We start from the raw sequence: 25,682 nt of genomic DNA, 5'->3' as shown, positions 1-25,682 counted from the left end.
GCTCTCTTTTGTGAAACGGACTGTCTACAATTCGATTTTGTTTTCTACTTTGCCCTTGAATTTCAATTCTGAGTTTTTCTTGGGAACCCATCCTGCGCCCTTGTTTTCCAACTCAAATGCCTCGTAGTTGAAGTGGGTGCAGAGATTCTGCTCGGCCTGGAATTCCGCCAGTTCTGTTGCTTCGTCGGTGGTCAGTTTTCTCTGTGAACGCAACTTTTCAAGCTCGATCATTTGCTTTGGCTTTTCCGATTCGCCGCGAGTGTCGTAGATTGCGTCGACCGTATAGGTCATGACTTTGTGCTCGTCGAGAACTGCGGTTTTTACTTTCGATTCGATTTTGGCCAAGTGGTCGGCGTTGGCTTTGGTGTTGATGGGAGTCAGGTTGCTACGAATGCCGGGGCCGCCCAGATTCTCATTGATAAGATGTCCTCGTTTGTAGTTTTTCTTTTTGAGGAGGCTTCCCAGCTTTGTCCAAATCGCCGGCTTGTCGGAAGGTGGGGTGCCCGCTTTGAAGTTGGAAGTGAGGGGTGAGGCGATGGCCCCCGTGCCGCCGTCGTCTTTTCCAAGTGGTTTGAAGGTGATCAGGGAGGCAGGCTCTGCGGCTTCGCGGTGCAGTCCCAGGACGACAATCAAGGCGGCGACCTCATCGAACAACTTTCGCTTTGCTTCGACGTTCGCTGCTTTTTCTTTGTCATCTTTCGAGGGCGGCAGCCGCTTCTCAAGCTCGGGCGCTTTGACCTTGATTTGTTCCGCGGCGGTTTTCTGTTCTGGCGTTGGTGACTTGACCGCATCGGCCTTGTCGGCAAGGAACTTGCTCCATGTGAGCGCGGGGAAACTGGCGACCAGCAGCCTGGTCTGGTCTTCAGTCCCATCCAAATAGATAGAGTGTTTTTCGGTTCCCTCGGTGACTTCTTTGCGCTGCTTCCACCAGTCCAGAACCTTGCCCACAGCTTCCTTGCCCTTGGCCAGCAGGGCCCTGGCTTTATCGGCGATGAACTTGATGATCTTGTCGACGCCCGCACCGATCTTGTCGGTGAGCTTCTTGAGAAGTTGCCGAATCGCTTCGCCGACGTCGCCCAGGCCCAGGTAGGTGGCAAGAAAGCTGATCATGACGGGAATAGCACCGTTCAGAACGTTCTCGATATAGTTTGCGGCGTCGCCAATCTGACCGGCGACGATCTTGGAGATGGATTTCGCGATTCCATCGATCAGCACCTGGATCTTTTTTGCTTGCTGAATGATGACCTCGACGGTGGTGTATATCGCCCGGAGAGCCTCGAGAATCGCCCCCCCCGGAGCGACCAGTTGAATGATCTTGAAGGCAGCCATCTGGACGACCTTTGTAATTGCCCAGTTCTGCGCCTCCGTGAGGAAGGAGTTCAACAGATCGCTGGCCAGATGCTTCACTTCTTCCCATGCCGCGCCCAGCCCTTTCGTGCGAATCGTATTGATGATGCCAACGGCGTGCTCAACGCCTGAAACCACCTCTTCGCCGAGTTCCTTCACCAGCTTTGGCCGAAGGTTCGCCTGATAGTCGAGTTTCAGCACCTGAAGCATTAAGGTGAAGATCGACCCAAAGGTGATGTCTTTGGGCGGTGTGATGTTGCCCAGTTCGCCGAAGAGCCAACTAATGAGAGCTTCCTTCAGATTCGTGACGATATCTTTTCCGAACTGGCTGAATCCCTGCTGGAGCGCTTTGATCAGGTTTGTAGCGAAACCTTTGGGGTCTTTCACGATGCCGGAGATGGCGTCTCCCAAACCGATGATGGTCTTGAGAACGCCCGTGCTGTCGAGCAGCTTGAGTGCACCGTCGACAGCGAACTCGACCACCTTGTGGAGGATATTGCCGGCAAATGTCTTCACACTCTCTAACGTGGGTTTGAAGACTTCGTATGCACTGCGCAGAGCGGCTGAAACGCCGTTGAACTTATTGTCCCAGGCGGCTTTCTTCGCTTGTGCGATGAGTTCCTCGAGTTTTTCAACGGAGAGATTTAGCTTGCCGACCTCACTCTGAAGCCAGTCGAAGGCCTGTTTGAGCGCGCCCGACTGCTCAAGGTCTTTGAAGGTTTGCTCTGCGCCAACAAGTTTGAGAAACTCCCCTATGAGATTCGTTGCATTGCGTGTGACCGCCTCGCCGGTGAGCGGGTCCTTGCCGATAATGACGGTAAACAGCTTATAGCCGGGAATCTTGTCAGAGAGCTTCCGTAAAACTTTCCTGAAATCGCCCAGGTCAGAAAAGCTGATTCCTTTGCTGTCCTCTTCGGGATCGCGTTGGATCTGACGCGGCGCAGATGTGACGACGGCGGGGAGGACGCTCCTGGTATTTAACTTTCCTGGGCTCGCGCCTTGTTGCACGACGTGAGTGAGTTCATGTGCCAGTAGGCGGCGGCCATCCGTTGTGCTCGGCCCAAAGCGTCCGGCACCGAAGACGACGTTGTTGCCTACGGTGTAGGCGCGGGCGCCCAGCGATTTGGCGGAGGCGGCGGCACGGGAGTCGGTGTGGATGCGGACTTTGCTGAAGTCGAAGCCGATGTGCGACTCCATGTAGCGGCGGGTCTCGCGGTCGAGCGGACGGCCCGAGGAGCTGATGACGGACTCGACCTCGGGTGCGGCCTCCTGCTCGTCGTAGCAGGCGCTTTCTGCCTTTCGCTGGACGGGAATCTCTTCCTTCTTCTCATTCTTTGTTGCGTCGGTGGCCGGAATGCGGTCGGCATCTCTCATGCCCAGGCTGAGAGGCTGCGCGCCGGGGACAAGGGGCGTGAACTCTCCGGGCTTGTGCGTGGCTCCGGGCTGGAGGATGTTGCCCAGTCGGCGCAACTCTGCCTTGCGTGCCAACTGCTCGTCAGCCTGCTGTTGCTGCGCCTGGGGGGAAGCTACCGGCCCCTGAGAGTGGGGTGCCAAGCCTGCACGGAAGTCTTTCTGATCTTCGGCGATGCGCGCGGTCTCTGCGCGGTACCGGTCTTTATCGGTGAGCGCGCCTTTCTTTTTCTTCGGCGGCGCGCCTTCGTAGCTGAACATCAGCGAGCCCTGCGTGGGATGGTTGAGGGGGCCCTCGACGTCGATCTTCATCTTGAGGCCGGGGACAAATTTATCGAGAGGGATTTGCGGAAGCTGGACCGGAAGCCCCTTGTGGGCGGCAGCTAAACCGGAGATGGCAGCGATGGCGGTACTGCCGGCCACGACAACCCCCTGAGGAGTCTGAACAAAATCTTTGACGCCCTGCACCAGCGGATCGTCGGTCAGGTGCTGCAGGATAGCTTTTCCGGCAGGGGTCTTCAGAAAGGCCTCGGCGATCTTGCCGAGCATATCGCCGTAGTTGTTGGCCTGAGGCGGGTCCTGTGGATCGCCGATCATCTGGATAGGCTGCACGGGCGGAAGTGCAGACGTGGTGTTGGTGTCGCGTTGAATCTGGTCTGCGCCGGTGGAGGCGAGCGACCAGCCGGGAATGCGTCCACCTGCGGAGACGGTATCGGCGACGCGGTCGGCCTCTCGCTCGTAAGCGTCTCCTGGCTGATTGACGCGCAGAGATTTTGAGGTCTTCTTCGAAGACGCCTCCGCTTCGCGGGACAGCATGACCAGGGACGCGGCGCTCATGGCTTGCTGCTCCTGACAATACTTTTGGCTACGTGACTGCCGAGCTTGCGTGCTCCTCCGGCATCTGTGCCGAGGGAAACGCGACCGAGGCGAAGGACCGGGGTGCGACGGGAGCTGAGCCAGTGAGCGCGCTGGGCCGGATCGGCCAGTGCCTGCGCCAGCTCGGTTTTGAGGCCGGTGACGAATGCGTGACGGGCCGTGGCGTCGAGGCCGCCGAGCACCACCCGGTCGATGGTGACGTGAATCTTGCTCATGCCCACCCCCTGGTCTCGTTTTCGGAGAGGGGGCGCTCGGTCTTGATCGCCTCCTGGCGCGTGGCCAGCAGCAGGTGCTCCATCTGGACGGGCGAACCGGCTTCGGCGGCGAGGAAGGCGGCGTTCAGGGCGATGTTTCGGATGTTGCCGCCGGTCATGTTGAGTTGGGCGAGACGCTTGATATTCAGGCCGCTGGTCGGTGTTTTTTGAGGAAAGGCACGCTGCCAGATGGCTTCGCGCTCGGGGACGCCGGGAAAAGGAAAATCGACAGTGAAGCGCAGACGGCGCTGAAAGGCCTTGTCCATGGCGGATTTGAAGTTCGTCGTGAGGACCGCCAGGCCTTGAAAGTTTTCCATGCGCTGCAGAAGATAGCTGACCTCGATGTTGGCGTAGCGGTCATGGCTGTCCCTGGCTTCGGAACGTTTGCCGAACAGGGCATCGCACTCATCGAAGAGCAGCAAGACCCCGCCTTCTTCGGCGGCGTCGAAGACTTGCCGGAGGTTCTTTTCCGATTCGCCGATGTACTTGCTGACGACAGCGGAGAGATCGATGCGGTAGAGATCGAGGCGCAGCTCCCGTGCCAGCACCTCGGCGGCGAGGGTCTTGCCGGTACCGCTGGCTCCGGCGAAGAGAGCGCTGATGCCCAGACCACGGCGGCCCTTGCCGGCGAATCCCCACGACTCGTATACCGTCATGCGATGGCGCGCCTGTGCCGCCAACTGGTGAAGGGCCTGCTTCTGGGGCTCGGGCAGAATGAGGTCGTCCCATCCGGCGACGGGCAGGATTCGCTGGGCCAGATCATCGAGGCGTGGCCGTGAAAGGGAGCGGCAGGTGCTCCAAAGCCTGTCGGGATCGACTTTGCCGGAGTCGTCTGTCGCGATGCCGACAAAAGCACCGACGGAGGCGACGGTCTCGGCGTTCAGGCGGAACTGCTCGGCGATCTCATCGAGATGTCCGTTGAGGCTTGCGCCAGCCGGTCCCAGAGCCTTTGCCCAGAGCTGCTTTTGGCTTGCGGGGTGAGGCTTGTTCACCGCGAGGCGCATCAGGCGACGTTCAAGGATGAGGGGATCGCGGCTTGCAAGGATGAGTGGAGCGGGGAGACGTTCTATCAACTGTGTGGCCGCGGCGGAGAGTGTGGCCGTGCTGCATTGCACCAGCAGGACCGCGGGAAGAATGGCTGATTCGCGTGCCCAGAGCGAGACTAACTGAGATGCCGGTTCAGACTGATCTGCGGACAAGGTTTCAGAGTGTCCGAGCCGCGAGGATGCGGCGGAGAGGCCACCGATGTTTTCGATGGGAAGGATGAAGAGCTGCCGCCCAAGGTTACGGGCAATGACGGCGGCCACGTCCTCCTGTCCGCGCGGGTCGTCGCCGCAAAGGTGGAGGACGGGAGCATCTGCGGAGTGGATGTCCAGGGTCCGTGGAGCTTCGTTCGCGAGTGCAGCGTGTTCTTCGGCGATCCAATCGGGATAACTGCGAGTTTGCAGCAGGAGTTCGAGGCGCGAGTCCAGTTGGTTTACGCCTGCAAGATAGTGCAGAATGCGCTCGTCGATCCGCAGCGGCGCGGAGGTGAGGCCGTGGCCGGGTTCGAGCTCTATCAAGTGGAATCGGCGCAGCGGCGATGACGGCGCCAGTGCGCTCCAGTGAGGATCATCGAGTACGGCGAGGGCAAGAGAGAACGAGATGGCTCCGCGCCGGTCGTTCCGTCCAAAGCCGAGAGCTTCGCTGCATTGCGCGGCAAGGGTCGAGTCCATTTCGATACCGGCGCAGAGCAGGAGGACATGGCGCTCGAAGGTGCTTAATTCGAAGGTCTCAGCGATCTGGTCGATGGCCGGCGGGGGATTGAGCGACGTGCGGTATTGATCCTGTGAGTCGTCGATTGAGGGACCGCGGAATGGATGGTCTCCCTGTGGGCCGGTTGCATCCATCTTGCGGCGGAGCCGTGCAAACTCCATTACCAAGCAGGCCTGGTTGGCCTCGGCCCATGAGCCTGTTGAGGTCGGGTCGTGTTCCGCCGCGTTGATTTGTGCGGTGCTCATATTGTCACCATGGGGCCAAGAAACTTCGGTGGAGTGGCGGTCCAGTCGACCTGAACCTGGCTGGGGGCTCCGTCGATCTGAAGTCTGGCCAGTTGGCTGCCAGCGGCCAGTGGCGGTGCGAAGAGGAATTCGAGCGTGGTCTCGTCGGTTGTAAACGGCTGCGCGTTGACCGATTGGCTGCCAATGGAGAGCGAAACGGTCTGGTTTGGACGGGCTGACGGGCTGAAGGTGAGGGTGACCAGAGTGTCGGTTGCGGAGTTGGCCACGACAGGCGCGGGTACGAGTTGGATGATGGGAGCGACGGCCAGCGGAAGCGACGCGGTTGTTTGCGTTACATTGCCGAGCGCGTCGGTGAAGAGCACCGCGAGGTCGTAGATACCGGCGGGGAAGGGAAGCAGCGCCGTTTCGATGGGCACGACAAATTGGAGTGAATTGTTTGTGACCGAAGTGGCCGCCACGGTCGTCTGTATTCCCAGCCGCGCGTAGGTAAGCGAGACCTTGGTTGCGCCCTTGAGGTAGATGCCGGTGACGGTGACGGTATCGCCCGGAGCGGCGGAGATCTGCTGATTGGGCGGCGTGACCTGCAGGAGCTGTGCGGGTTGGATGGGGTTGGCAACGATGCTGCGACTGAGTACAGGCAGAGCGAAGCCGAGCTGCGACTCCGGTTGCATGAGCACGACGGAGACCTGGAAGGGAAAGGTCGGGCGATAGTCGGCTTTCAAGGCAGTCCACAACCATGCCATCTCCTCGCGGCCCAGCGTGGATGGGGTGATCTTGATCATCTCGATCTGGTCGGCCAGTTTGGAGGCCTGCAAGGCCACGGTGAACGCGCCAGCGGGAAGCAGGCTGAGCGCAAGGGTGATGTCTTTGCGCGCGATGATTGGAAATCGATGCAGCATCATCAGGGCGTTACCGAGAAGCGCCTCCGCCTGCCAGTCGTCGGAGCCGTAGGCGGTGAGAAGGTAGTGCAGATCGAGAGCGAGTGGCGGATTTTTGAGAGGGGTCTTTCCGTCGGCGTCGAGCGAAGGCAAGCCGACGTTGCGCCAGCCGGGGTTGTATGTCACCTGGTGGAGAAAGAGATTGACCTGGTTCTGCTGGGCCTTTCCGTCGATGATGTCGTGCTGGAGCAGGTCCGGAGCTTTGGAGGAGACCGTCACCGATCCTCCAAACATGGTGACGCTGCTGAGCGCATTCTGCAGGAAGTGCTGCAGAACGGCGGAGGTCGCGGCCATGGCGAATGCAGTGCTCATCCTGACCGCCCGTTGCGCGCGAGATAGTCGGTGAGGTTAATCGATCTTCGAGCGGCGGCTGCCGCGGGGCGAGGAGCTTGCTGAGGCACGGCAGCGACTTCGATGCGTCCGATATGGATGTGAACCTCATCGGGCTCACGCTGCACTGGCTGCGCGCGCCGTGCGGCCTCGGCCCGCGAGGTGCGAATCATCGCCGAGGTCGGCATTGACTCGTGCGGTTGCAGTCTGGGCGCAGCCTGTTGACTGGCGGCGATCAGCGGCTGATACGGCGCCAGTTTGGGTGCGGGCTGCTGGCCAACGACGATTTGCGGCTGGTACGAGGCTGGAACGCCAGAGCGATCCGCGGCTGCCGGTTGCGACGGTTCGGAAGCTACGTTTAAATCTTCCGCGAATGAATGTGCTTGAGTTGGCTTTCGTAATTCGTTCGGAGAGTTGAAGACGGGAAGGAGCAGTGGATCGTTGTTCAGGCTCCGGGGGGAATGCGACGGTGAGAAGTCTTCGTGGGCAGTTGCCGGAGACAACCGATCTCTTCCCGTCCGATCAGAGGCGTCGAAGGACGGGGTAGCAATAGGCTCCTGGTGGTGCGGTGCAAAGGTCTGCGAAGCGATCTCGACCTCGGCTGGGAGAACATCTTTCGGCGAACGAAGAGTAGGCGGCGCGAAGACTGAGCCCAGTATCGGTCGCAGCTTCGTCTGAGGCTGGATGACGGCTGCGGCAACGCGCTGGAGGAAGTTACTCATGCCTGCACCATTTGCAGATAAGCGGCCCGGCGTATATCGCTCATCGCCAGAATCGCGGATTCGGCCCAGCCGTACCGGCTGGCCAATGCGTGAACCTCAAGCAGAAGTCTTTTGGCGCGGGTCTCGATCTCGGCCCAGAGAAAGCTGGGAAGGTCGAGGAGTTCTTCGCTGGTGTACTGGCAGACCGGACACTCGAAGCCGAGGGCGATCTCGGCGAGGGGATCGGCGCGGGCCATCTCTGTGGTTACTGCTTCGATCTCGGTTTCGGACCAGTCGGCTGGGTCGGTTGCCGCATGGTCGATGGTGCAATTCTCAAGGAGCAGCAACGCTGCGCGCTGCGGGTCGGTTTCGTCGGCGATGCGCGCGAGGTCGCGGCTTGTGGGCAGGCGGAAGGTATTTCCCTGGACGGCGATGGTCTGGCTGGAGGTCGCATCGTATGTCTCCGCCAAGTTGCGGCAATCGACTTCGAATTCGAGTTTTTCGCCGCACTGGATGCAGGTCGTCCAGCCTTCGAGGTGTGGGCCGAAGTACAGAGTGCGCAATTCAGCGAGCGCACGATTGCGGCGTCCCAGTGGCCAGTCGGCGACGGGCTCGTCCGCAACCATCCGGTCCGCAATCTCGGGAAGCGATGCGCGAATGGCCAGCAGTCCCCGGTCCAGGGGATGCAGCCGATGGCCGGTTTCCCACAGCGTCAAAAAATCGGCGTTGTTCAGAATCCGCATAGACGATTTCTCCTTGAGGGCGATCCGACGGGCAGAAATTCGAGTGGCGGTTCGTGAATGAAAAGCCACGCCGCGAAGATCTCGGCATGCGGCAAGAGCAAGCTCTAGGTCGCCACATTCTGCAGAGTCGGTTCAACCGGTTCCGTAACACTGGTGTCGCGCTCCCAACCCTCGTTCTCCAGCTTGATATGTTCAATCGCGATTGCATTGGCGTTGGCATCGAGATCGGGCATGGCCTGATACTCGGAGACCCAGCACCGGTAGATTTTGTAGGCCATCACGAGCTGTCCGGCTTCGTTGTAGAACTCGAGATAGATGTCTTTGCGCATGTCGGCCAGCGAGACCTCGGAGCCGAGACCGGCGCCGAAGTTCCAAACCTTGCCCGCCCAGTCGTGGAAGTTCTTGTCCTGCGTGAGGCCACGGTCGAGTGAGATGGCTTCGTACTTCTGCCTTCCGGGAGACTTGTGCGAGGTCGAAGGGTCGCCGCCCTCGCGGTGTTCGACGACCTCGGTCGTCCGTTTGAGCGCGCTCATCTTGCTGATGCCCGCGACATAGACGCCGTCCCACTTGAGACGGAATTTGAAATTCTTGTAAGCGTCGAGCCGCTTCGGATTTACGGGAAAGTTTGCCATGAGATCTCCTCCGTGGACTTGCCTAGGCGACTTGCCCGGCGATCTGCTGAATCTGGATGACAACGAATTCGGCGGGATAGAGCGGTGCAAAGCCCACCAGGATATTTACGACTCCGAGATCGATGCTGGCCTGAGGATTATTTTCCGCATCGCATTTGACGAAGTAGGCCTGCTGCGGCGAGGTCCCCTGAAACGCTCCTTGTAAGAACAGGCCCTGCATGAATGCACCGACGTTGAGACGGATCTGGCCCCACAGAGGAACGTCGTTGGGTTCGAAGACGACCCATTGCGTGCCCTCATACAGACTGGATTCGATGTAGAGCGCAAGGCGGCGAATTGGAATGTATTTCCACTCGGATCCGGTCTGGTCGTTGCCCTGGAGTGTGCGTGCTCCCCAGACGACATCGCCGTAGGTCTTGAACTGGCGCAGGCAGTTGATCGCCTGAATGTTAAGATCGCCATTTTCGAGGTCGGTGAGGTTGTATTGCAGTCCGGAGACGCCGGTGAGGCTGGCTTGAATTCCTGCGGGGGCCTTCCAGACACCGCGGTTGGCGTCGGTTGCCGCATAGATGCCAGCTACGAAACCGCAGGGCGGATAGAGACTGGGGCGGTTGCCGACCAACGGGTCCGGGGCCTGCACCCAGGGGAAATAATAGGCGGAGTTGTTGGCATAGGTTCCGGTGATGGGTCCGGGTGTGCTGCCGACCGGGCCGGTCTGGGTCAGGTTTGCGACGGTCGATAACTGCGGCGCATCCACGATGTAGAAGGCGCGCTGGCTGGCGCAATACTGCTGCAGCGTGGAGATGGTTGGGGCGTCGGTCTCGCCAGGAATGCAGAGCAGGTTGAAGATATCGACGCGATCGAGGAGGAAGACGCCTGCTGTGGCATTGAAGGTGAGTGCGATCTCGAAGTTCTGGTCCGAGGCGGGGACGAGAACGGCTCCGTCCGCGCCTCCGTTCAGTGGAACCGGGGACAAGGGGGGAGTTGGTGAGGGGGCCGCTGTCGGTATGACCGGATTGCCGGTGGCTGGGTTGATGAAGCTGACGTAATTCGAGTCGTTGTCGATGACGGTGACGGCGTAGAGAGGATCGGTTGTGGTGGTCGAAAGGTTGACGAAGCTCTCGAGCGTTTGTAGCTGTCCGGTGAGTGTGACCTGCTGGACCAGAATGCCGAAACGCGTGGGGTCGGAGGTCTGCGGCAGGACTCCCACGCGAAGATTGTTGCCCCACGCGCCTGGATTGGCGGCGAAGAGCGTGAGCGAACCGCCGGAAGCGATGGCCGTGGCCAACCCCGTGCCGCTGACGGTCGCCACCGGGGGCGCGGAGGAGACCCAGGTTGAGGTTGTTGTCAGATCGGATGTCGAACCATCGGAGAAGGTTCCAGTGGCTTTCAACTGCGCGGTCTGTCCGCTGCTCAGGAGAGAGACGCTGGCTGGCGTGATCGCGATGGACTGGAGTACCGGCGCGGTGACGGCAACATTGGTTGTGCCGTTTACACCCTGCCAGGCCGCCGTGATGGCCACTGCCGCATCGACCGTAGCTCCCTTGACGATGCCGGTCTCAGGGTCGATGGAAGCGTCAGGACCAGCGGACGTCCAATCGACGGTGGAGGTTAGATCCGCCGAGGTTCCGTCGGAGTAGATGCCGGTAGCCTTGAGTGGAAGTGTGAGATCAACTGCCACCGAAGGATTGATCGGTGTGATGGAGATGGCGTTCAGGCTTGCAGCGGTTACGGTCAACGTAGCGCTTGCGGTCAAGCCCCCTGAGGTAACGGTGATGGTGGTCGAACCGGGAGCTACCGCGGTGGCGACGCCGGTGGCTGCGACGATGGTGACGACCGCCGGGTTGGCGGAACTCCACACCTCTGCTGCAGGCAGGGCACCGGTGGTCTGGTCAGAGAAGGTTCCAAGGGCGGTAAAGTTGACCGTCTCGGCGATCTTGGCGACCGGTGCTCCGGGATGAACGGTGATGCCGGTAATTGCCTTGGCGACGACGGTGACAACGTCCGTAGCGGAGACGCCGAGCCAGGACGCGGTGATGGTCGGCGCGCCGACGGTACTGCTGGCGGTGACCAGGCCAGAGGCGGGATCGACGAAGGCCATTGCGGTATCGCTGCTGGACCAGGCGACAACATGGGTGAGGTCGAGGCTGGTTCCGTCAAGGTAGTTGCCGAGGGCGGTGAGTTGTTGCTGAGGCCCGATCCACGGTTGGCCTGCGGCTGGGGGGGGAGCGCCTGCGGCCAGAGTTGGCGTAGCTGGAGTGATGGTGATCGTGCTCAGGGCAGAGTTCGCTACAGTCAGGCTGATGGAGCCGGATACCAAGCCGGAGGTTGCCGTAACGATTGCCGTTCCGGCACTCATGGCGGTAGCGCTTCCGGTGTTGACGTTGACGGCAAGCACGCCGGGATTGCTGGAGATCCAGGTAGCGGTTGCCAGTGCCGCGGAAGTGCCGTTAGAGGAACTTCCGGTGGCCACCAGCGGCACGGTTGCGCCGAGAGGAATCGCTGGCAGTCCGGCGGGGCCGATGGAGAGGCTCTGTAGCACGGACGCGCCTATGCTCACGGGAACGGACGGTGATGCAATCGCACCGAAAGAGGCGGAGATTGCCGCAGTGGCATATCCTGCCCCGGTAGCGACGGCCGTGGCGCTGGGCGCGGGATTGGTGCCGGGGGCGGCGGGAAGGGAGCCGTCCCAGACCAGCCGCACAATGTACGCCTGGGTACCCCCGTTGGCGAAGAACTGCTGTACCGCGTAGCCGAGATAGCTGCGCGCGTCGAGGCCTCCAAAGCTGGCTTCGTAGTCTGCCCAACTCTCAATCAGCGTGGCCTCCGTGACTGGGCCCTGGGGGGCCCAGCCGATAAACGCGGCGATGGAGGTGGCGACTCCGGTTATGGAGTGTACGCCGCTCGAAAGTTCCTCAATATAAACGCCTGGATAGGTGAACGTCGGCATGAATCCATCCTCCTTGCGCGTACCGGACAATCGTCCGGTCGCTGCGCTTGCTGCGGTTGAAAAGACGTGCGATCGGCGGCTTACTGCAGTATGCCGAAGGCTTAAAGCCAGCGAGCCTCTGAGCCAATTGCGCAAGTCGCCGCCGAGCAAGACATAGCGGTTACCTGCGGAGGCCGTTACGATACCCGGATGCCGTTCTGTCACAAGGATTCGTGGCAGATTTGCGACTTGCGGTGATTATTAGAGTGAGCCTAAACTTGCCTGTCCCGGGGATGAACTGGTACGGATCATTGCCTGATCGTGCTGACAGCGTTGGGGGTCTTGCCTGGGCCTGTCGCAGAGCAACCTTCTGCGAACGCTCACACCATCACCGATCGTGGGGGAGCGCTAAACGCGGTTCGCAACCAGGAGAAAAAGCAATTCAGAAATGCCCGGACATTAGTATCGCTTCTATGCAGAACTTGTCAACTATGAAAAATATATTCGTCTTGGCTTTCATGCGAACGGTTACTTCCGGGAATCGCATCGTGTTGAAGATACAGGCGAGAGTTGCTTGACAACACTGTGCGCACAAATCTAACGTTCGCTGGTAGGTGTTTCCCTGTAGAAACAAATTCACAATTTTGGGACGCTCTATCGGAGCTCTTCATTATGACCTTGAAGTCCGTATCTTCTCTCTGCGTTCTTGCTTTCACCGCATTCACGATGAAGGGCCAGGCTCCGCCGCCAACTCCGAAGCCTGCGCCGAGTGTGGTTGCCGGCATTCCGGTGAACTACGACCAGTCAAAGGTGGGCACCTACACGCTTCCTGATGCGCTAAAGCTAGACGATGGGAAGGAAGTGCGCGACGCGAAGGCCTGGAACAAGAAGAGGCGCCCGGAGATTGTTCGACTCTTCGAGACGCAGCAGTATGGCATTGCCCCTGGGCGTCCGGCGGGGGAGAGTTTTGAGGTGGTGGACAAGGGAACGCCCGCGCTGAACGGTACGGCGATTCGTAGAGAGATCGATATTCATCTCTCCAAGGACTCATCGTGGCCGGTCATCCATCTGCTCGAATACGTTCCGGCAAATGCGAAGAAGCCAGTTCCGATGTTCTTCAGCATCAACTTCGGCGCGATACAGAATGCGGTCGAAGATCCGGGGATTACACCGCAGAAGGTCTGGAGCCCGAAGACGAATACTCTGATTGCGCCTCCTGCGGGCCCGGGCTTTGGGCGGCTGAACGTCCAGCCGATTCTGGATGCTGGAATCGGTGTAGCTACTTTTTATTACGGAGACATCGATCCCGATTACGCCGAGGGATTCTCGAACGGCATTCGCGCACGGTATCTTAAGCCGGGCGAGACGAAGCGCGCCACTGACGATTGGGGTTCGATCGCGGCGTGGGCATGGGGCATGAGCCGCGTTGAAGATTACTTCGAGACCGACAAATCGGTTGATGCAAAGCGCGTTGTCATCCACGGCGTTTCGCGTCTCGGCAAGACGGTCATGTGGGCCGGTGCGCATGATCAGCGCTTCGCCGCGGTGATTGCGAGTTGTTCGGGAGAAGGTGGCGCTGCGCTGAGCCATCGTGACTATGGCGAGACCATCGCGCACCTTACCGCGCCGACCCGATATCCGTATCAGTTCGCTGAGAACTTCGCGAAGTACGCAGGCTTTCCGGACACGGCCCCGATGGATGCGAACATGCTGGTCGCTCTGATCGCCCCACGGCCATTGTTGTTGCAGACGGGAAGCACGGATGACTGGTCCGATCCGAAGGGCGAGTTTCTGGCTGCTGTCGCTGCGGGGCCTGTCTATAAGCTGCTGGGCAAGCAAGACCTTGGCACTGATGTATGGCCTGCCGCTAAGACGCCTCTCTTCAGCAATGGGCTTAACTACTACATGCACGAGGGCGGTCACGGCATGGTGCCCAGCGACTGGGACATCTACGTGCAGTTCCTCAAAGCGCAACTTCACCCGGAACAATAAGTCCGCACGGGGAAGCGATCAGTGCCTGCTGTCCCTTTGGCGATGCGGGTCTCCGCTTTACTGAGCCTGCTGTGCCTGCTCGGCTGTATAGAGAACGACGCGATAAATTCTGACCTGGTTTGCGGACATACTGAGCTGGCGTCCCTGGTTGCTTTGATCGCCGATCAGTCGACGCTGCGTGACCCACTTGCCATCGATTCGAGAGACCTCGTCGATGCTTCCTATTCCTGCAACCAGGTTATCGACATCAGGGTCGCGCGCAATCGAGACCGCAAGGCCGCGGCCAGCGATGAAGAACTCGTCACGCGCCGTCTGCACGATAATCATGGCGCCATCGTTGGTGAGAAGACTCTTTGCGGGCCACGAGCGAGATAAGGTGGCATCAAAGAGGAAGCCGCCGAGGCTCACCGTCTGGGTGGGCCTGGGACTATCTGCGTGCAGCACTAATCCGCGCGTATGGCCGGAAGCCTGGGCGGGGACCAGAATATCGGAGAGATCTTCGAGCGCCTTGTAGGTCTGCTGGATGCCCGGCGCAGATTCGGAACCATCCATCGAAGGCTCAACGCTGTCGATGCCGAACGCCGAGAAGCCGAATGCTTTCGACTCTCCGTACGCATAAAACGCGTTGAAGGGAGCACTCTCGATGCGTGCCTCCGGTACAAACGCGGCATTGCCGGGGAAGTGATAGCGCTGCATCCAATATGCAAAGTTCGGCCAGTAGATATCAGGAGAGTAGAAGTCCAGCGCTTGAGCCGTCGCGCGATAGATATCGAGATTGTCGGGATGCGGCCCTCCGCTCGGATACTCACCCGCTCGCTCCGCTGGCGCCGGCAGTTGAGCATTCACGTACATCGGCAATGGGTAGGCTTGCTTCCCGGCTGCGGCGACCGATTGAATGAACCGTGCATAGTTCCACGCCATGAAGACCTCGTCAGTGTTATCGCCAAAGACCTGCTGCCAGGATTTTCCTTCGGGGTGAAAGTTTTCACTGAGCTTGGGGGGAAGAAGCTTTTCATCGTCTTCGAGCTTTTGAAGGAGTGTGGACGGCACGGCGCTCCGGAAAAGCTGATTGGCCGCAGACGAGCGATCTCGACCACCGAGGCCTAGATAGCCGACCTCGTTTTCTACCTGTACCATCAGTACCGTTTGCTGCTCTACATCTTTCTCGCGAACATGATTCATCAGTGCGGAAAAAGCTGTGCGATCCAGTTTGAGGGTCTCCGGCCCGAGCGTAGATAGAATCTCAAGCTCCGTGCCGTCGGCAGAGATGGCGCGAGGAAAACGCTTCGTATCCTGCCTGACCCAGATCGGGGCATCGTTGGAGAAGGCGTTCTTCCAGCTTCCAAACCATAGAAGGACGAGATGGAGATGTTGCTGGCGCGCGACATCGATCCAGTGATCGAGAACATCGAAGTCAAACTTGCCTTCGGTCGGTTCGATCTGTCCCCACGTCACCGGTGTCAGGGCAGTATTGACATGCAACTTCGCGAGCCTTGGGAGAACGGTGTCGGCCTGTTCTGCTGTGCCGGACGAAGAGTTTCCTAGTTCGCCGCCCAGAATCAGGTACGGCTTTCCATTGACGAGAAGTTGTCCTTGGTCCTGAGACCTTTGAATTGTCGGCAGTTCACGCGCAGGAGAAGCCAGCGGGGTAAAGAGCCAGCTCGCGATTAAAAGTGGGATGCAAATCCTGTGCTTCAATCGTCACCTCTGAATGTGATCTTAATGAGCAAATAATGAGAGCGGAACAGCTTCGCCCATGACGCGATATCCCGCAGGTGAAGGATGCAGATGATCGCCGCAGTCATAGGCTGGCAGCAGGCGGTCGGGCTGCTGAGGATCGCGCATCGCCTTATCAAAATCGATGACTGCGTCGAAGTTGCCGGGTGTGCGAATCCATTGATTGATCGCCTGGCGGTCAGCCTCGCTGCGTGGGCCGGGATGGTAGTAGTCCGATCCTGTATAAGGTGTAATCGTTGCGCCTATGACACGAATGCCATGGGCATGAGCGCGGACAATCAGTTGCTGATACGCGCCAAAAATACGATGGACGAGCAGGGCATGTTCCGCTGGAGATACCTCTCCATTGCGCGTCAGGCCGCCAAGATCGTTGACTCCTTCAAAGACGATCAGCCAGTGCACACCGGGCTGGGCAAGTACATCGCGGTCAAAGCGTGCCAGCGTATTCGGGCCGAGGCCATCGGTAAGAAGATGATTGCCTCCGATGCCTTGATTCAGAACGCCGATGTTTCGATCGATAGAGGAAGACTGCAGCCGTTGTGCGAGAACATCAGTCCAGCGGTCATTTCCATTGGTGGTGGACGCGTGCCCGTCTGTGATGGAATCTCCCAGCGCAACGATCGAGGCACTTTGTGGCGGAGCAAGGACATCGATGCCCGATATTTGATACCAGTGGTCTACCTTGTGGGCATCAGGCAGCGTTGCGGCAGAGACTAGATCGCCATGAACATAATAAGAGGTGGAGCGAGAGCCGGGATGCCCGGTCTGTTGTGCTGGCGCATCGGCAAGATGAAAGGTGACAGCTACGTTGGAAAGTGCCGCGGCAGGGAAGCTGATGGGATCAGAGATATACTCTGCTCCCGCTGGAACAGTGACGTCTTCGCTGCCTGCGAAACTCAGCGCCTTGTCCGATGCAGGATCGATGGCCGATGAAGACGCCGAAAGCGGACGCGCGATATGCACCGAACTGCAATGCAGCGGCTCTGTTCCGAAGTTATTGGAAAGATGAACGCGCAGCATCGAGCTACCTATCGATAGATGGAAGATCTGACGGATGGTCACGTCGTTGAGATCGGCGGGTGCAAGAGCGTTCTGGGGTTCGGGAATCTGTTGGGACGCCGCCCAGGTTCCTATCCACACCTGAGAGTTTGCCGATGATTGTGCGATTCCCTGTACCTCTGGCGAGAAGGCCATCGCCAGAAACGTGAGCAGCAGTAAGTTTCTATATACGAATTTCATATTCAAGGTTTACTATTGGTCTCGAACTAAATCGCTTTAGCTAAGCGGAGTAAGAATACCATCTCTGGAGAACTGCGTGCGCTCGCGTCTATATCTGGTTCTGCTTTCTATTCCTATGGCATTGGCCTGCGTTGCGACATCGTGCGCGATGGGCCAGAGTGTTCCCGGCGCGTCTTCGCCGCAGCCGGTAAATTTTACCGCCGATCAGGACCATCAGAACATGATGGATCAGCTTGGAATCAAGGCGCTCCGTTCAGGCCCCAGTGGTAGTGAGAAGGCGCCCAACCACGCTAATTACGATGAGACGAAGGCTAATCCGTTTCCACATCTGCCTGATGCCTTGACCTTGAACAACGGTGAGAAGGTGACGACTGCAAAGGTCTGGTGGGAGAAGCGTCGGCCGGAGATTGTGGAAGGCTTTGAGCGATACGTCTATGGCCGTGTGCCGAAGAATATACCGAAGGTGACGTGGTCGGTCGTCGCGACTGATAAGGAGATGCTGGGTGGCAATCCAATCATTGCCAAAGAGATGATCGGGCATGTCGACAATTCGTCTTATCCGTTGATCAACGTAAATATTCGCATGACCGTGGTGACGCCTGCCAATGCGAGCGGGCCGGTGCCTGTTCTGATGATGTTTGGCCGCAGCGATTTTCCTGCTCCCAACCAACCTTCGGCCGATGAGCTGGCGCGCATTAACGCAGCGCAAAAGGCATTGCTCATTCAACAGGATCCCTCTCTTAAAGAGGTCCTGGCGCAGCATCCGGCATGGGAGCCGCAACTTCCTGTACCCTTTCGTTTTCCGGAATTCAATGCGGATGGCGATCCGCCGAGCACATGGGAGTTGATCGCGGCTGGATGGGGCTTTGCGACGATCGATCCTGCGAGCGTTCAGGCGGATGATGGCGCGGGGATCACGCGAGGCATCATCGGGTTGGTCAACAAGGGGCAGCCGCGCAAGCCCGAAGATTGGGGAGCGTTGCGAGCGTGGGCCTGGGGCGCAGGGCAGGGGCTCGACTATCTGCAGACCGATACCGCAGTGGATGGCAAGCGCATCGGCATCGAAGGCGTCTCGCGTTATGGCAAGGCAGCGCTGGTCACGATGGCCTTCGACCAACGCTTCGCCATGGTTCTTGTCGGCTCTTCCGGCAAAGGAGGCGCGACTCTGCTGCGCCGTAACTTCGGCGAGGCCGTGGAGAGCCTGACTGGCGGCGAGTATTACTGGATGGCTGGAAATTTCATCAAGTACGGAGCATCCGAAGCGACCTTCGGCAGCATGAATCCCGGCGATATTCCCGTGGACTCGAATGAACTGATTTCACTGTGCGCGCCGCGACTGACCTTCATCAGCTACGGCATCCCGGAGAAGGGCGATGCCAAATGGCTCGATCATCATGGAAGCTTCATGGCGACTGTAGCGGCGAGTCCGGTGTGGACCTTGCTGAGTGCTCAAGGGTTGGGCGTGGACGAGAGCTACAGTACGGCGCAGATGCCATCAGTCAATCAGGGACTTCTGAATGGAAAACTGTCATGGCGGCAGGATGATGGCGGGCATACCGACGCGCCAAATGTAAAGTATTTCATTCAATGGGTCGATCAGTTCACCGGCCATCCACACATTGGAGCCGGCGCTCAGTAGTGAACCTGCAAGGACAGGCCCGCGAGGGCAGAAGAGACTACTTCGCCGAGGAAGCAGCGGCTGTGGGGCGAAGCTCTTTTGCGTATTGCTTTAGATAAGGGGCGAGGTCTTCATATTGATTGGTGGCGATGAAGTTGACTCCTGCTGCAATCGCGGCCTTCCAGCGCAGAACGACCGCAGCGCGCGAGCCGAAGTTATAAGTGTTTCCCCATCCCTGGTCTTCGGTCGGAGCAAATCCATCCAGCGCGTAGAAACGCACCCAATAACCCCTCTTGTGAGCATAGTCGACCAGGGCGTGGAGCCGCGCATCGTCGGCAGCCGTCCAGTCGCCCGCTCTTGGTTCTCCACCTTCTTCCACGGCGTACCACGAGCCGTTCCACCAGCGACGATAGTTGGTAGGCTTCTCGCCAATAAGCTCTTCCGGGCTGACCGTCGCCGCCCAATGCATCGATTCCTTCGCCGACATGCCCTTGGGCGCGGGGTGCGTATGCGCCGAACCGAAGAGTCGAAGCCGCGCACCGACCGGAAGGTCATCGTAGAAGATCTTTTGCTGCTCATCTGCCTCTTCAGTGACGACGAGGATCGGCTTGCGATCAATCGGAGAGAGATGGTTCGGATCGTTGGTTTTCACGGCGGTCGAAAGCCATTCTTCATGCTGGCCTAGAACCTGCCAGACGGCTTTGAGCAAGGGGTCCTGATTATCTTTGAAGTCGAAGTGCAGGACGATGAGGGGCCATTGGTCGCGCTTGTTTTCAGCAATCGCCTTTTCGACGATGGGGCTGACCTGTTTGAAGAAATAGTCTTCGAGGCTGGGTTCTTTGCCTGATGGGTGTGGCGTGTGCGATACGACGACGCGACCATTTCCGGTGGCTGGGTCCACGTACCAGGCGAGGTCCTGCTCAATGGAAACAGGGAAGCCCGAATTGAGGGCGCGCTGAATGCGATTGTTCCATTGCCCCTCATAGGGGTAGCAGTTATGGGCATCAAGGATGGGTTGGTTATGGTTCAGAAAATTCAGATCAGGCCCCTGGGCGCGAACAGAAGCAGAGGCAACGGTGAGAGCGATGAGCGCAGCGGCCAGTGCAACAGCTTTGTGGCGCATGTTAGGTCCTTTTCGTATTCAGATTCTGAGGCGTGGACATGGACGTCATTCCTTACGCCACGGAAGTTTCGACCCAGTAAAGCATACCTTCAATAAAGAAGCCCCTCAACGCGAGGGGCTTCTTTATTGCGAAGTCGTTCGTTAGAAGGGAATGTCATCATCCGTGATGCCTGTATCGGCATAGTCAGGCTGGCTCGCGGGAGTGCGTTGATCGTAGCTAGCAGTATTGGATTTGGCGTAACCGCCGCTCGATTCGCCGCCGCCTTCTCCTTTGCCGGAGAGAAGGGAAAGGTCGCTGACGATGATTTCGGTCTTATATTTCTTCTGGCCCGTGGTTTTGTCGTCCCAGGAGGAGGTTTGCAGGCGGCCTTCGACGTAGAGCTTATTGCCCTTCTTGACATAGTCGCGGACGATTTCGGCGGTACGCTGGAAGGCGACGAGATTATGCCATTCGGTTTTATCGGTGAACTGGCCGTCCTGACCCTTGATGCGGTCGGTGGTGGCGATAGAGAAGTTGGCGACGGTCATGCCGCCCGCGGTCGCACGGATCTCGGGATCTTTGCCGACATTGCCGAGAAGGATGACTTTATTGACGCTCTTTGCCATAAGGGATACTCCGGTTCGTTACTGGTTTTGAAGGTTGAGGATAGCAGATGAGGAGGTTTCTTTCAGCAGTCTCATTGGCTGCGGCGGTCCCCAAAGACTTTTGCCACGGCAAGAATCAAGGTCAACAGGCCAGTCGGAAGACATCCCATGGCAAGCATCAGGGCCAGCCAGCCGAGGTCGGTGTGAGGCCCTTGATGACTGACACCACCGAAGAGGGTGAGAGTAAGCAATGCCGCGATGATTCCCGTGGAGAAGATGCCGATGCCGGAGCGTAAGAGCGTGCGTGTGTCTGGTTGCATAGGGCGGAACAGGGCTCAGGTTAGTGGATCAGTGATTGCATTACATAGACGATCACTCCGGTGACGGAGACGTAGAGCCAGATGGGAAAGGTGTAGCGGGCGAGGCGCTTGTGGGACGGAAATCGGCCTGTAAGCGAGAGGAAAAACGTAATAAGAATCAGCGGCAGAGCAATGATCGAGAGGAGGATGTGCGAGGCGAGCAGCTTCCAGTAAAAAGGCCACCACGCGCTGAGGCGGTTGAAGCGAGTTTCGCCGTGGAGGGCGAAGTTCACCAGGTAAGAGCCGAGGAAGATGGTGGAGAAGAAGAACGCCGTAAACATCGCGGCGCGGTGTTGAGGAATGCGCCGCGTGCGGATGAAGCGGTATCCGAAGAGGAGTGCCACGGTCGAGAGCGCGTTCAAAACTGCGTTGACGAGGGGCAGGGAACGGAGATGGGCGTGACCGACATCCGTGGGCGTGTGGAAATAAACCAGCCAGCAGATGAAGACGCTGGCCAGCACGCTGACGGCGATGATGGCGGCGATCATGGACGGCGGTGTGCGCAGGTGATTGCTTGTGGGCAGCGTGCTTTGGGTCGTAGGAGTCATTGGCGTCATTTAGAAGAGCAGGCGTCCTTTGGCGTCCAGCATCAGGGCGGCCATCAACAGCGGAAGATAGACAATTGAGGCGCGGAGAAGGTCGCGGGCGTAAAGCCGCGATTCTGGCGCGAGCGGGTTGCGGGTAATGCGCGCGAAGCGGATGGTGTAAAAGAGATAGCCCGCGCCGAGGATGCCTGCGGCGATGGCGTAAGGAATTCCGGTGATGCCGAGCCAGGTAGGCCAGAGGCTGACCGGAATCATAAGCACAGCGTAGAAGAGCGATTGAATGACGGTGCTGCGGGCGGCTTCTCGCGCGTCGGGCTGCGTCGGTGTGAGACGGATGTGAGCGTGCGCGTAGTCGTCGCGGTACATCCAGCCGATGGCCATGAAGTGAGGGAATTGCCAGACGAAGAGGATGGCGAAGAGGGCGACGCCAGGCCACTCGATCACGCCGCGGGCGGCGGTCCAGCCGATCAGCGGCGGAAGTGCTCCGGGAAAGGCGCCGATGAAGGTGTTGACGACGGTGAAGCGCTTGAGCGGCGTATAGATGCCGACGTAAAGAATCGCGGTAAGAAGGGTCAGGGTTCCGGTAAGCAGATTGGTGGTGACAGCGAGATAAAGCGAGCCGAGGAAGACTGCCGCGAAGCCGAGGGAGAGGCCATGCGCGAGGCCGATGCGTCCGGCAGCCATGGGACGGTTGGCGGTGCGGCGCATGAGTTGGTCGGTCTTGCGCTCGAGCGCCTGATTGAGAGCGGCCGAGCCACAGGTAACGACTGCGATTCCGGCGAGGGATTGGATGAGTCCGGCATGAAACGGGCTGATTCCGCTGTGCAGGCTGCCCAGATAAAAGCCCGCTCCGGCGGTGATGACCACCATGGCTGAGACGCGAAGCTTAAATAGAATGGCGTAGTCGGCGAGCAGAGAGTGGGGCTTCGCGGGGGCGAGGACTTGATCGGTTGTCGCGGAGGTTGCCACGTTATTCAGGATACCGCGTATGTTGCAGATTGGTTGGTGCGATAGAGTTTCGGATGTTGTTGGGGTGCTATTTGTGAAGCCGATGGACGCGGACTGGGCGAGGCTTTAGGTTTAAAAGTTTTCATTCTAAATGGGTTGGCTGTAAAGTGTTCATTTTGAATCGGTTGCAAATGTAATCGAGCTTTATCGTTCCGTTCTATTTTAAAGGAATGATTGGAACTAATTTGCAAAGGTGTGCGTGATTATTCCTTTTATTATGCTTCAGTTAGAAGATATAGGGAGATTTCGTTAGCTATATCGTCAGCAGCAGTGTACGCCTAGCATTTTTGGGAGCCATTGCCATCGGCCAGTCTTCCCATAGAAGGTGTTTGATTGGGAAGTTTGGCTGGTTGCGTTCAGAACGTTGTGAGTCGCGTTTTTGGTTGGTGAAGATGTTTACCCCAGGGGGTATGCCCTCATCCCGGCCCGATGCCTAAAGCCGAATCACCACATGCCCCGGACAAAGATTGGCCGCCGCCCCAACCAGCCGCTCAATCAAGTCCTCCCCATGCCGCGCCACAAACCAGACTCCCGCCACCAGCCGCTCCTGCGGATGCCCCTCCGGAAAAACATTCAACGTAATTGCCGCCGCATGTTTCTTCAGGCTGGCCTCTTTCTGCAACTCAAACGCCGCCGCCATTCGCCGCAGCCGGTTCATCTGGTAACGCATCTTCGAGCCTGAGACCTCCGCCGTCCGCCCCAGCGACTCGTCCATCCCACCCATATACTCCACCGCAGCCGTCAGCGCGGCGTCCAATGCATTGCCCGCCGCGGCCAGCCGCCGCTTCTCTTCAATCGGCATAGCCCGAGCGCCCAACCGCAGCGCCAGATCCTCCGCCGTCGTCATCGCATCCGGCAACTGAATCTCATGCGTGGCCATCACTGTCGCAATTGCAGGCTCCAGCAGCGTCGCGCTCAATCGCGGCAGCACCGGAGTCACTCGTCCCAGAATCGCCTCATACAACACCGCGCTCTGCGCGAAGTAGGCAATCTCCGAAGGGCCGCCGATATAAGCCGCTGTCGGCAGAATCGTATCCTGAAACACTGGCCGCAACAGCGCATTCGGGCTCAACCGCTCCGGAGCGCTCTCCAGAATCGCAATCAGCTCCGCAGTCGAGTAAACCTTGCCGCCAGCCTTCCATCCATCCTCGGGCGTGTGCCGCAGAGCTATTCGCTCGCCTGTCGCCTCATCCACCAGAAACAGCAGGCTGCCCCCCGCCGCGACCAGTACCTGAGCATGATATCCAGCCTTGACCAGCTCTTTACTGCGAGCGATCAACGCCGCCTGCAACTCCTCGGCATGTTCAATCGCATACCGCAGCGTACTTGCCCCCAGCGCATGAAACTCCCGCGAAGCGGCGCCTATTACCACCAGCCCTTGTGCAGCAAACAAACGCGCCATCAAACACGCAAACGCTCCACCCAGCGTCTGCCGCGGCGTATAACATTCCTTCAGAGTCTCCCAAGCCGGAGAAAACTCCAGCAGCTCGCCTGCCTGCTCCAACACCGCATCGATCTCGCTACCCAGCGCAATCCCGCCCACCTCGACCGCAGCCTTCGTCTTCAATCCAGCACGCAGGGTCTCGACCGTTGTCTTCGTCAGCAGCGAAATCTGATCGACCTCGGCTAGATCATGATCTTCCGTCGCCAGCCAAAATACCGGCACATGCTCCACCCCCGAAGTCCGCGTAGCCTCCTTGGCACGGGCCACCGCAGTAGCGGCCTTTAATAAAGTCAGCAGCGGGCCGCCAAACAATCCCACCTGCTGCCCGGTCACGACCGCTCGGGCACCACCACGCAGCTTTTCAATATTCGCCATCGCCGCCGGGCCTGCGCCAAACTCAGCGTTCTGCCGCGCCAGCGCATCCGCCAGCCGCCCAGCATCCACCGTTGGCCGATCGGCGCGCATCCACTTGCCTGCAAACGGTTCCGCTCCATACCAGCGGCGCACAGCCGAATCCACCGGACTGTCGCCCATACCCAGGTAGCCGCGATACAGCGAAGACACATGCGGCAAAATCGTTATCGGGTAACACTCAGCGCTCATTGCAGCCACAATCCTCGAACCGGCACAACATCCCGGCCTGGCCCGAACCTTGCGGCCACTATCCACCTTACTATCTTCATGTAACGGTTGGATGCCTAACACCCAACTCCCGATGCAGGATGATAACGTAGCTTTATGGCCACCTCGACCAAAAGCCCCGCCGCCCTCAAGTCCAAACCTGCCTCTAAATCCGCTCCAGCCAAGCCAAAATCCGCTGCGAAAAAGAAGCCCTCCGCCACCAAGGCAGCCCTCATCTCGTCAAAACTGTCCTATAAGGGCAACGTCTTCTCCGTCTACACGGACAAAATCATCGAGCCCGGCTCCGACACCCCGCACACCCGCGACGTCATCCGCCACAACGGCTCCATCGTCGTCCTTGCAGTAGACGAGTCCGTCAATCCCAAAGACCCCGACCTCATCCTTATCCGCCAATACCGCCACGCCGCCGGCCAGTTCCTCCTCGAGTTACCCGCCGGACGCATCGAGCCCAACGAAGCTCCCCTCGCCGCCGCCAAACGCGAGATGATCGAGGAGACCGGCTTCCGCGCCAAACGCTGGACCCACCTCACCAAGTACTACGCCAGCCCCGGCTTTCTCGGCGAGTCCATGCAGATCTACCTCGCCCGCGACATCAAGCAGGGTGCCGCCAACCCCGAAGAGGACGAGCACATCGAGATCGTCCGCACGCCGCTCTCGAAGGCCCTGGCCCTCATCGCCGCCGACAAGATCCACGATGGCAAAACTCTCATCGGCGTCTTGTTCTACGCTGCCGCCCATCGCGAAGGCCGTCTCTAGCCAAGGCTGCGTACTTGCCGCCGCAGTGGAGAGAACTCTGTATTTTCGTCCGTTGCCGTTGATCATTCGGTAGCCAGGCGCGCGTCAACACCCCCGAAATTATTGAATAAAAAGTAAATCCTCCCATCCAGAAAAAACTCCCCACCACCGGGAAAACTTTACCGGAAAACTCCGCACGCAACTCCTGCGTCAGACACAGGTAAGTCGCGGCAACGCGATCGACCGACAAAAGGGAGCACGTTCAAGTGAGTCAATATAAAGGCACGGTAAAGTGGTTCAATAACGCAAAAGGCTATGGATTCCTCGGCCGCGATGACGGGGCCGACGTCTTCGTTCACTACAGCTCCATCCAGCGCGAAGGCTACAAGAGCCTCAAAGAGGGCGACGAAGTAGAATTCGACATCATCGAAGGCAGCAAAGGCCCTCAGGCCGATCAGGTCAGCCGCCTCAAAGAGGCCGTCTAAATCGACATCT

At 58.9% G+C, this 25,682-nt stretch carries 20 protein-coding genes; 4 read left to right on the top strand and 16 right to left on the bottom strand.

The genetic code is table 11. The features are described from left to right. Nucleotides 1-24 precede the first annotated feature (24 nt). The 8 genes from GSQ81_RS02785 to GSQ81_RS19750 all read right to left on the bottom strand — a co-directional run bounded on the left by GSQ81_RS02785 (nt 25) and on the right by GSQ81_RS19750 (nt 12,181). Entirely contained in the window at nt 25-3,594 is a 3,570-nt protein-coding gene (locus tag GSQ81_RS02785; RefSeq protein WP_158909196.1) for a DUF4157 domain-containing protein, read from the bottom strand. Next, nucleotides 3,591-3,848, bottom strand: a complete 258-nt coding sequence (locus GSQ81_RS02780; RefSeq protein WP_158909195.1) for a hypothetical protein — start codon at nt 3,846-3,848, stop codon at nt 3,591-3,593. Before GSQ81_RS02780 ends, GSQ81_RS02785 begins: the two co-directional genes overlap by 4 nt. Next, nucleotides 3,845-5,887: an ATP-binding protein gene (locus GSQ81_RS02775; protein WP_158909194.1), complete on the bottom strand. Its 2,043-nt coding sequence runs from the start codon at nt 5,885-5,887 to the stop codon at nt 3,845-3,847. Before GSQ81_RS02775 ends, GSQ81_RS02780 begins: the two co-directional genes overlap by 4 nt. Then, nucleotides 5,884-7,137, bottom strand: coding sequence for a DUF4255 domain-containing protein (locus GSQ81_RS02770; protein ID WP_158909193.1), 1,254 nt, complete (start codon nt 7,135-7,137; stop codon nt 5,884-5,886). The genes GSQ81_RS02775 and GSQ81_RS02770 overlap by 4 nt, the downstream gene beginning before the upstream one ends. Next, nucleotides 7,134-7,877 (bottom strand): hypothetical protein, encoded by a 744-nt coding sequence (locus tag GSQ81_RS02765; RefSeq protein ID WP_158909192.1) that lies wholly within the window; start codon nt 7,875-7,877, stop codon nt 7,134-7,136. Before GSQ81_RS02765 ends, GSQ81_RS02770 begins: the two co-directional genes overlap by 4 nt. After that, nucleotides 7,874-8,599: a hypothetical protein gene (locus tag GSQ81_RS02760; protein ID WP_158909191.1), complete on the bottom strand. Its 726-nt coding sequence runs from the start codon at nt 8,597-8,599 to the stop codon at nt 7,874-7,876. Before GSQ81_RS02760 ends, GSQ81_RS02765 begins: the two co-directional genes overlap by 4 nt. 104 nt (nt 8,600-8,703) lie before the next feature. Beyond that, nucleotides 8,704-9,231 carry a phage tail protein gene (locus GSQ81_RS02755; protein ID WP_158909190.1) on the bottom strand — a complete coding sequence of 176 codons (528 nt, stop codon included), beginning with the start codon at nt 9,229-9,231 and terminating at the stop codon, nt 8,704-8,706. A 22-nt stretch (nt 9,232-9,253) separates the two neighbouring features. Then, the gene (locus tag GSQ81_RS19750) at nt 9,254-12,181 is read right to left on the bottom strand and encodes an Ig-like domain-containing protein (protein ID WP_216846358.1); all 2,928 of its coding nucleotides are present in this window, start codon (nt 12,179-12,181) and stop codon (nt 9,254-9,256) included. 651 nt (nt 12,182-12,832) lie between these two features. On the opposite strand from GSQ81_RS19750, the gene GSQ81_RS02735 reads away from it, so the two are divergent. Beyond that, entirely contained in the window at nt 12,833-14,152 is a 1,320-nt protein-coding gene (locus GSQ81_RS02735) for a prolyl oligopeptidase family serine peptidase (RefSeq protein WP_158909189.1), read from the top strand. A 57-nt stretch (nt 14,153-14,209) separates the two neighbouring features. On the opposite strand, the gene GSQ81_RS02730 is transcribed toward GSQ81_RS02735, so the two are convergent. Next, nucleotides 14,210-15,850, bottom strand: a complete 1,641-nt coding sequence (locus GSQ81_RS02730) for a DUF5597 domain-containing protein (RefSeq protein WP_158909188.1) — start codon at nt 15,848-15,850, stop codon at nt 14,210-14,212. 21 nt (nt 15,851-15,871) lie between these two features. Beyond that, nucleotides 15,872-17,128, bottom strand: coding sequence for an SGNH/GDSL hydrolase family protein (locus GSQ81_RS02725; RefSeq protein ID WP_254059953.1), 1,257 nt, complete (start codon nt 17,126-17,128; stop codon nt 15,872-15,874). A gap of 76 nt (nt 17,129-17,204) precedes the next feature. On the opposite strand from GSQ81_RS02725, the gene GSQ81_RS02720 reads away from it, so the two are divergent. Continuing rightward, nucleotides 17,205-18,767 carry an acetylxylan esterase gene (locus GSQ81_RS02720; RefSeq protein ID WP_254059952.1) on the top strand — a complete coding sequence of 521 codons (1,563 nt, stop codon included), beginning with the start codon at nt 17,205-17,207 and terminating at the stop codon, nt 18,765-18,767. 37 nt (nt 18,768-18,804) lie between these two features. On the opposite strand, the gene GSQ81_RS02715 is transcribed toward GSQ81_RS02720, so the two are convergent. From GSQ81_RS02715 to bshC, 6 genes are all read right to left on the bottom strand, one after another. Then, nucleotides 18,805-19,869, bottom strand: coding sequence for a hypothetical protein (locus GSQ81_RS02715; protein ID WP_254059951.1), 1,065 nt, complete (start codon nt 19,867-19,869; stop codon nt 18,805-18,807). 141 nt (nt 19,870-20,010) lie between these two features. After that, complete coding sequence (locus tag GSQ81_RS02710) at nt 20,011-20,475, bottom strand: single-stranded DNA-binding protein (protein ID WP_158909187.1); 465 nt, start codon at nt 20,473-20,475, stop codon at nt 20,011-20,013. 71 nt (nt 20,476-20,546) lie between these two features. After that, on the bottom strand, nt 20,547-20,774 hold the full coding sequence (locus tag GSQ81_RS02705; RefSeq protein WP_158909186.1) for a hypothetical protein: 228 nt from the start codon (nt 20,772-20,774) through the stop codon (nt 20,547-20,549). A 20-nt stretch (nt 20,775-20,794) separates the two neighbouring features. Next, nucleotides 20,795-21,361, bottom strand: coding sequence for a DUF420 domain-containing protein (locus tag GSQ81_RS02700; protein ID WP_158909185.1), 567 nt, complete (start codon nt 21,359-21,361; stop codon nt 20,795-20,797). 9 nt (nt 21,362-21,370) lie between these two features. Then, on the bottom strand, nt 21,371-22,327 hold the full coding sequence (cyoE, locus tag GSQ81_RS02695) for a heme o synthase (RefSeq protein WP_158909184.1): 957 nt from the start codon (nt 22,325-22,327) through the stop codon (nt 21,371-21,373). Nucleotides 22,328-22,799: 472 nt separating this feature from the next. Continuing rightward, the gene (bshC, locus tag GSQ81_RS02690) at nt 22,800-24,413 is read right to left on the bottom strand and encodes a bacillithiol biosynthesis cysteine-adding enzyme BshC (protein ID WP_158909183.1); all 1,614 of its coding nucleotides are present in this window, start codon (nt 24,411-24,413) and stop codon (nt 22,800-22,802) included. Between the two features lie 135 nt (nt 24,414-24,548). Between bshC and GSQ81_RS02685 the strand changes: the two genes are divergently transcribed. After that, nucleotides 24,549-25,208 carry an NUDIX hydrolase gene (locus GSQ81_RS02685; protein WP_158909182.1) on the top strand — a complete coding sequence of 220 codons (660 nt, stop codon included), beginning with the start codon at nt 24,549-24,551 and terminating at the stop codon, nt 25,206-25,208. Between the two features lie 245 nt (nt 25,209-25,453). Beyond that, nucleotides 25,454-25,672 carry a cold shock domain-containing protein gene (locus GSQ81_RS02680; protein ID WP_158909181.1) on the top strand — a complete coding sequence of 73 codons (219 nt, stop codon included), beginning with the start codon at nt 25,454-25,456 and terminating at the stop codon, nt 25,670-25,672. The last annotated feature ends 10 nt before the right edge of the window (nt 25,673-25,682 follow it).

It is taken from the genome of Granulicella sp. L56 (assembly GCF_009765835.1).
In the GTDB taxonomy this organism is placed as follows: domain Bacteria; phylum Acidobacteriota; class Terriglobia; order Terriglobales; family Acidobacteriaceae; genus Edaphobacter.
Note: the sequence above shows the minus strand (reverse complement) of the source record. Positions and strands in the feature narration are given on the sequence as shown.

Coding starts and splice junctions, on each gene's coding strand:
- GSQ81_RS02715 (WP_254059951.1), bottom strand. CDS start 19,869: ATGCGCCACAAAGCTGTTGCACTGGCCGCTGCGCTCATCGCTCTCACC.
- GSQ81_RS02760 (WP_158909191.1), bottom strand. CDS start 8,599: ATGCGGATTCTGAACAACGCCGATTTTTTGACGCTGTGGGAAACCGGC.
- GSQ81_RS19750 (WP_216846358.1), bottom strand. CDS start 12,181: ATGCCGACGTTCACCTATCCAGGCGTTTATATTGAGGAACTTTCGAGC.
- GSQ81_RS02735 (WP_158909189.1), top strand. CDS start 12,833: ATGACCTTGAAGTCCGTATCTTCTCTCTGCGTTCTTGCTTTCACCGCA.
- GSQ81_RS02705 (WP_158909186.1), bottom strand. CDS start 20,774: ATGCAACCAGACACACGCACGCTCTTACGCTCCGGCATCGGCATCTTC.
- GSQ81_RS02725 (WP_254059953.1), bottom strand. CDS start 17,128: ATGAAATTCGTATATAGAAACTTACTGCTGCTCACGTTTCTGGCGATG.
- GSQ81_RS02700 (WP_158909185.1), bottom strand. CDS start 21,361: ATGACTCCTACGACCCAAAGCACGCTGCCCACAAGCAATCACCTGCGC.
- GSQ81_RS02785 (WP_158909196.1), bottom strand. CDS start 3,594: ATGAGCGCCGCGTCCCTGGTCATGCTGTCCCGCGAAGCGGAGGCGTCT.
- GSQ81_RS02765 (WP_158909192.1), bottom strand. CDS start 7,877: ATGAGTAACTTCCTCCAGCGCGTTGCCGCAGCCGTCATCCAGCCTCAG.
- GSQ81_RS02780 (WP_158909195.1), bottom strand. CDS start 3,848: ATGAGCAAGATTCACGTCACCATCGACCGGGTGGTGCTCGGCGGCCTC.
- GSQ81_RS02755 (WP_158909190.1), bottom strand. CDS start 9,231: ATGGCAAACTTTCCCGTAAATCCGAAGCGGCTCGACGCTTACAAGAAT.
- GSQ81_RS02770 (WP_158909193.1), bottom strand. CDS start 7,137: ATGAGCACTGCATTCGCCATGGCCGCGACCTCCGCCGTTCTGCAGCAC.
- GSQ81_RS02685 (WP_158909182.1), top strand. CDS start 24,549: ATGGCCACCTCGACCAAAAGCCCCGCCGCCCTCAAGTCCAAACCTGCC.
- bshC (WP_158909183.1), bottom strand. CDS start 24,413: ATGAGCGCTGAGTGTTACCCGATAACGATTTTGCCGCATGTGTCTTCG.
- GSQ81_RS02710 (WP_158909187.1), bottom strand. CDS start 20,475: ATGGCAAAGAGCGTCAATAAAGTCATCCTTCTCGGCAATGTCGGCAAA.
- GSQ81_RS02775 (WP_158909194.1), bottom strand. CDS start 5,887: ATGAGCACCGCACAAATCAACGCGGCGGAACACGACCCGACCTCAACA.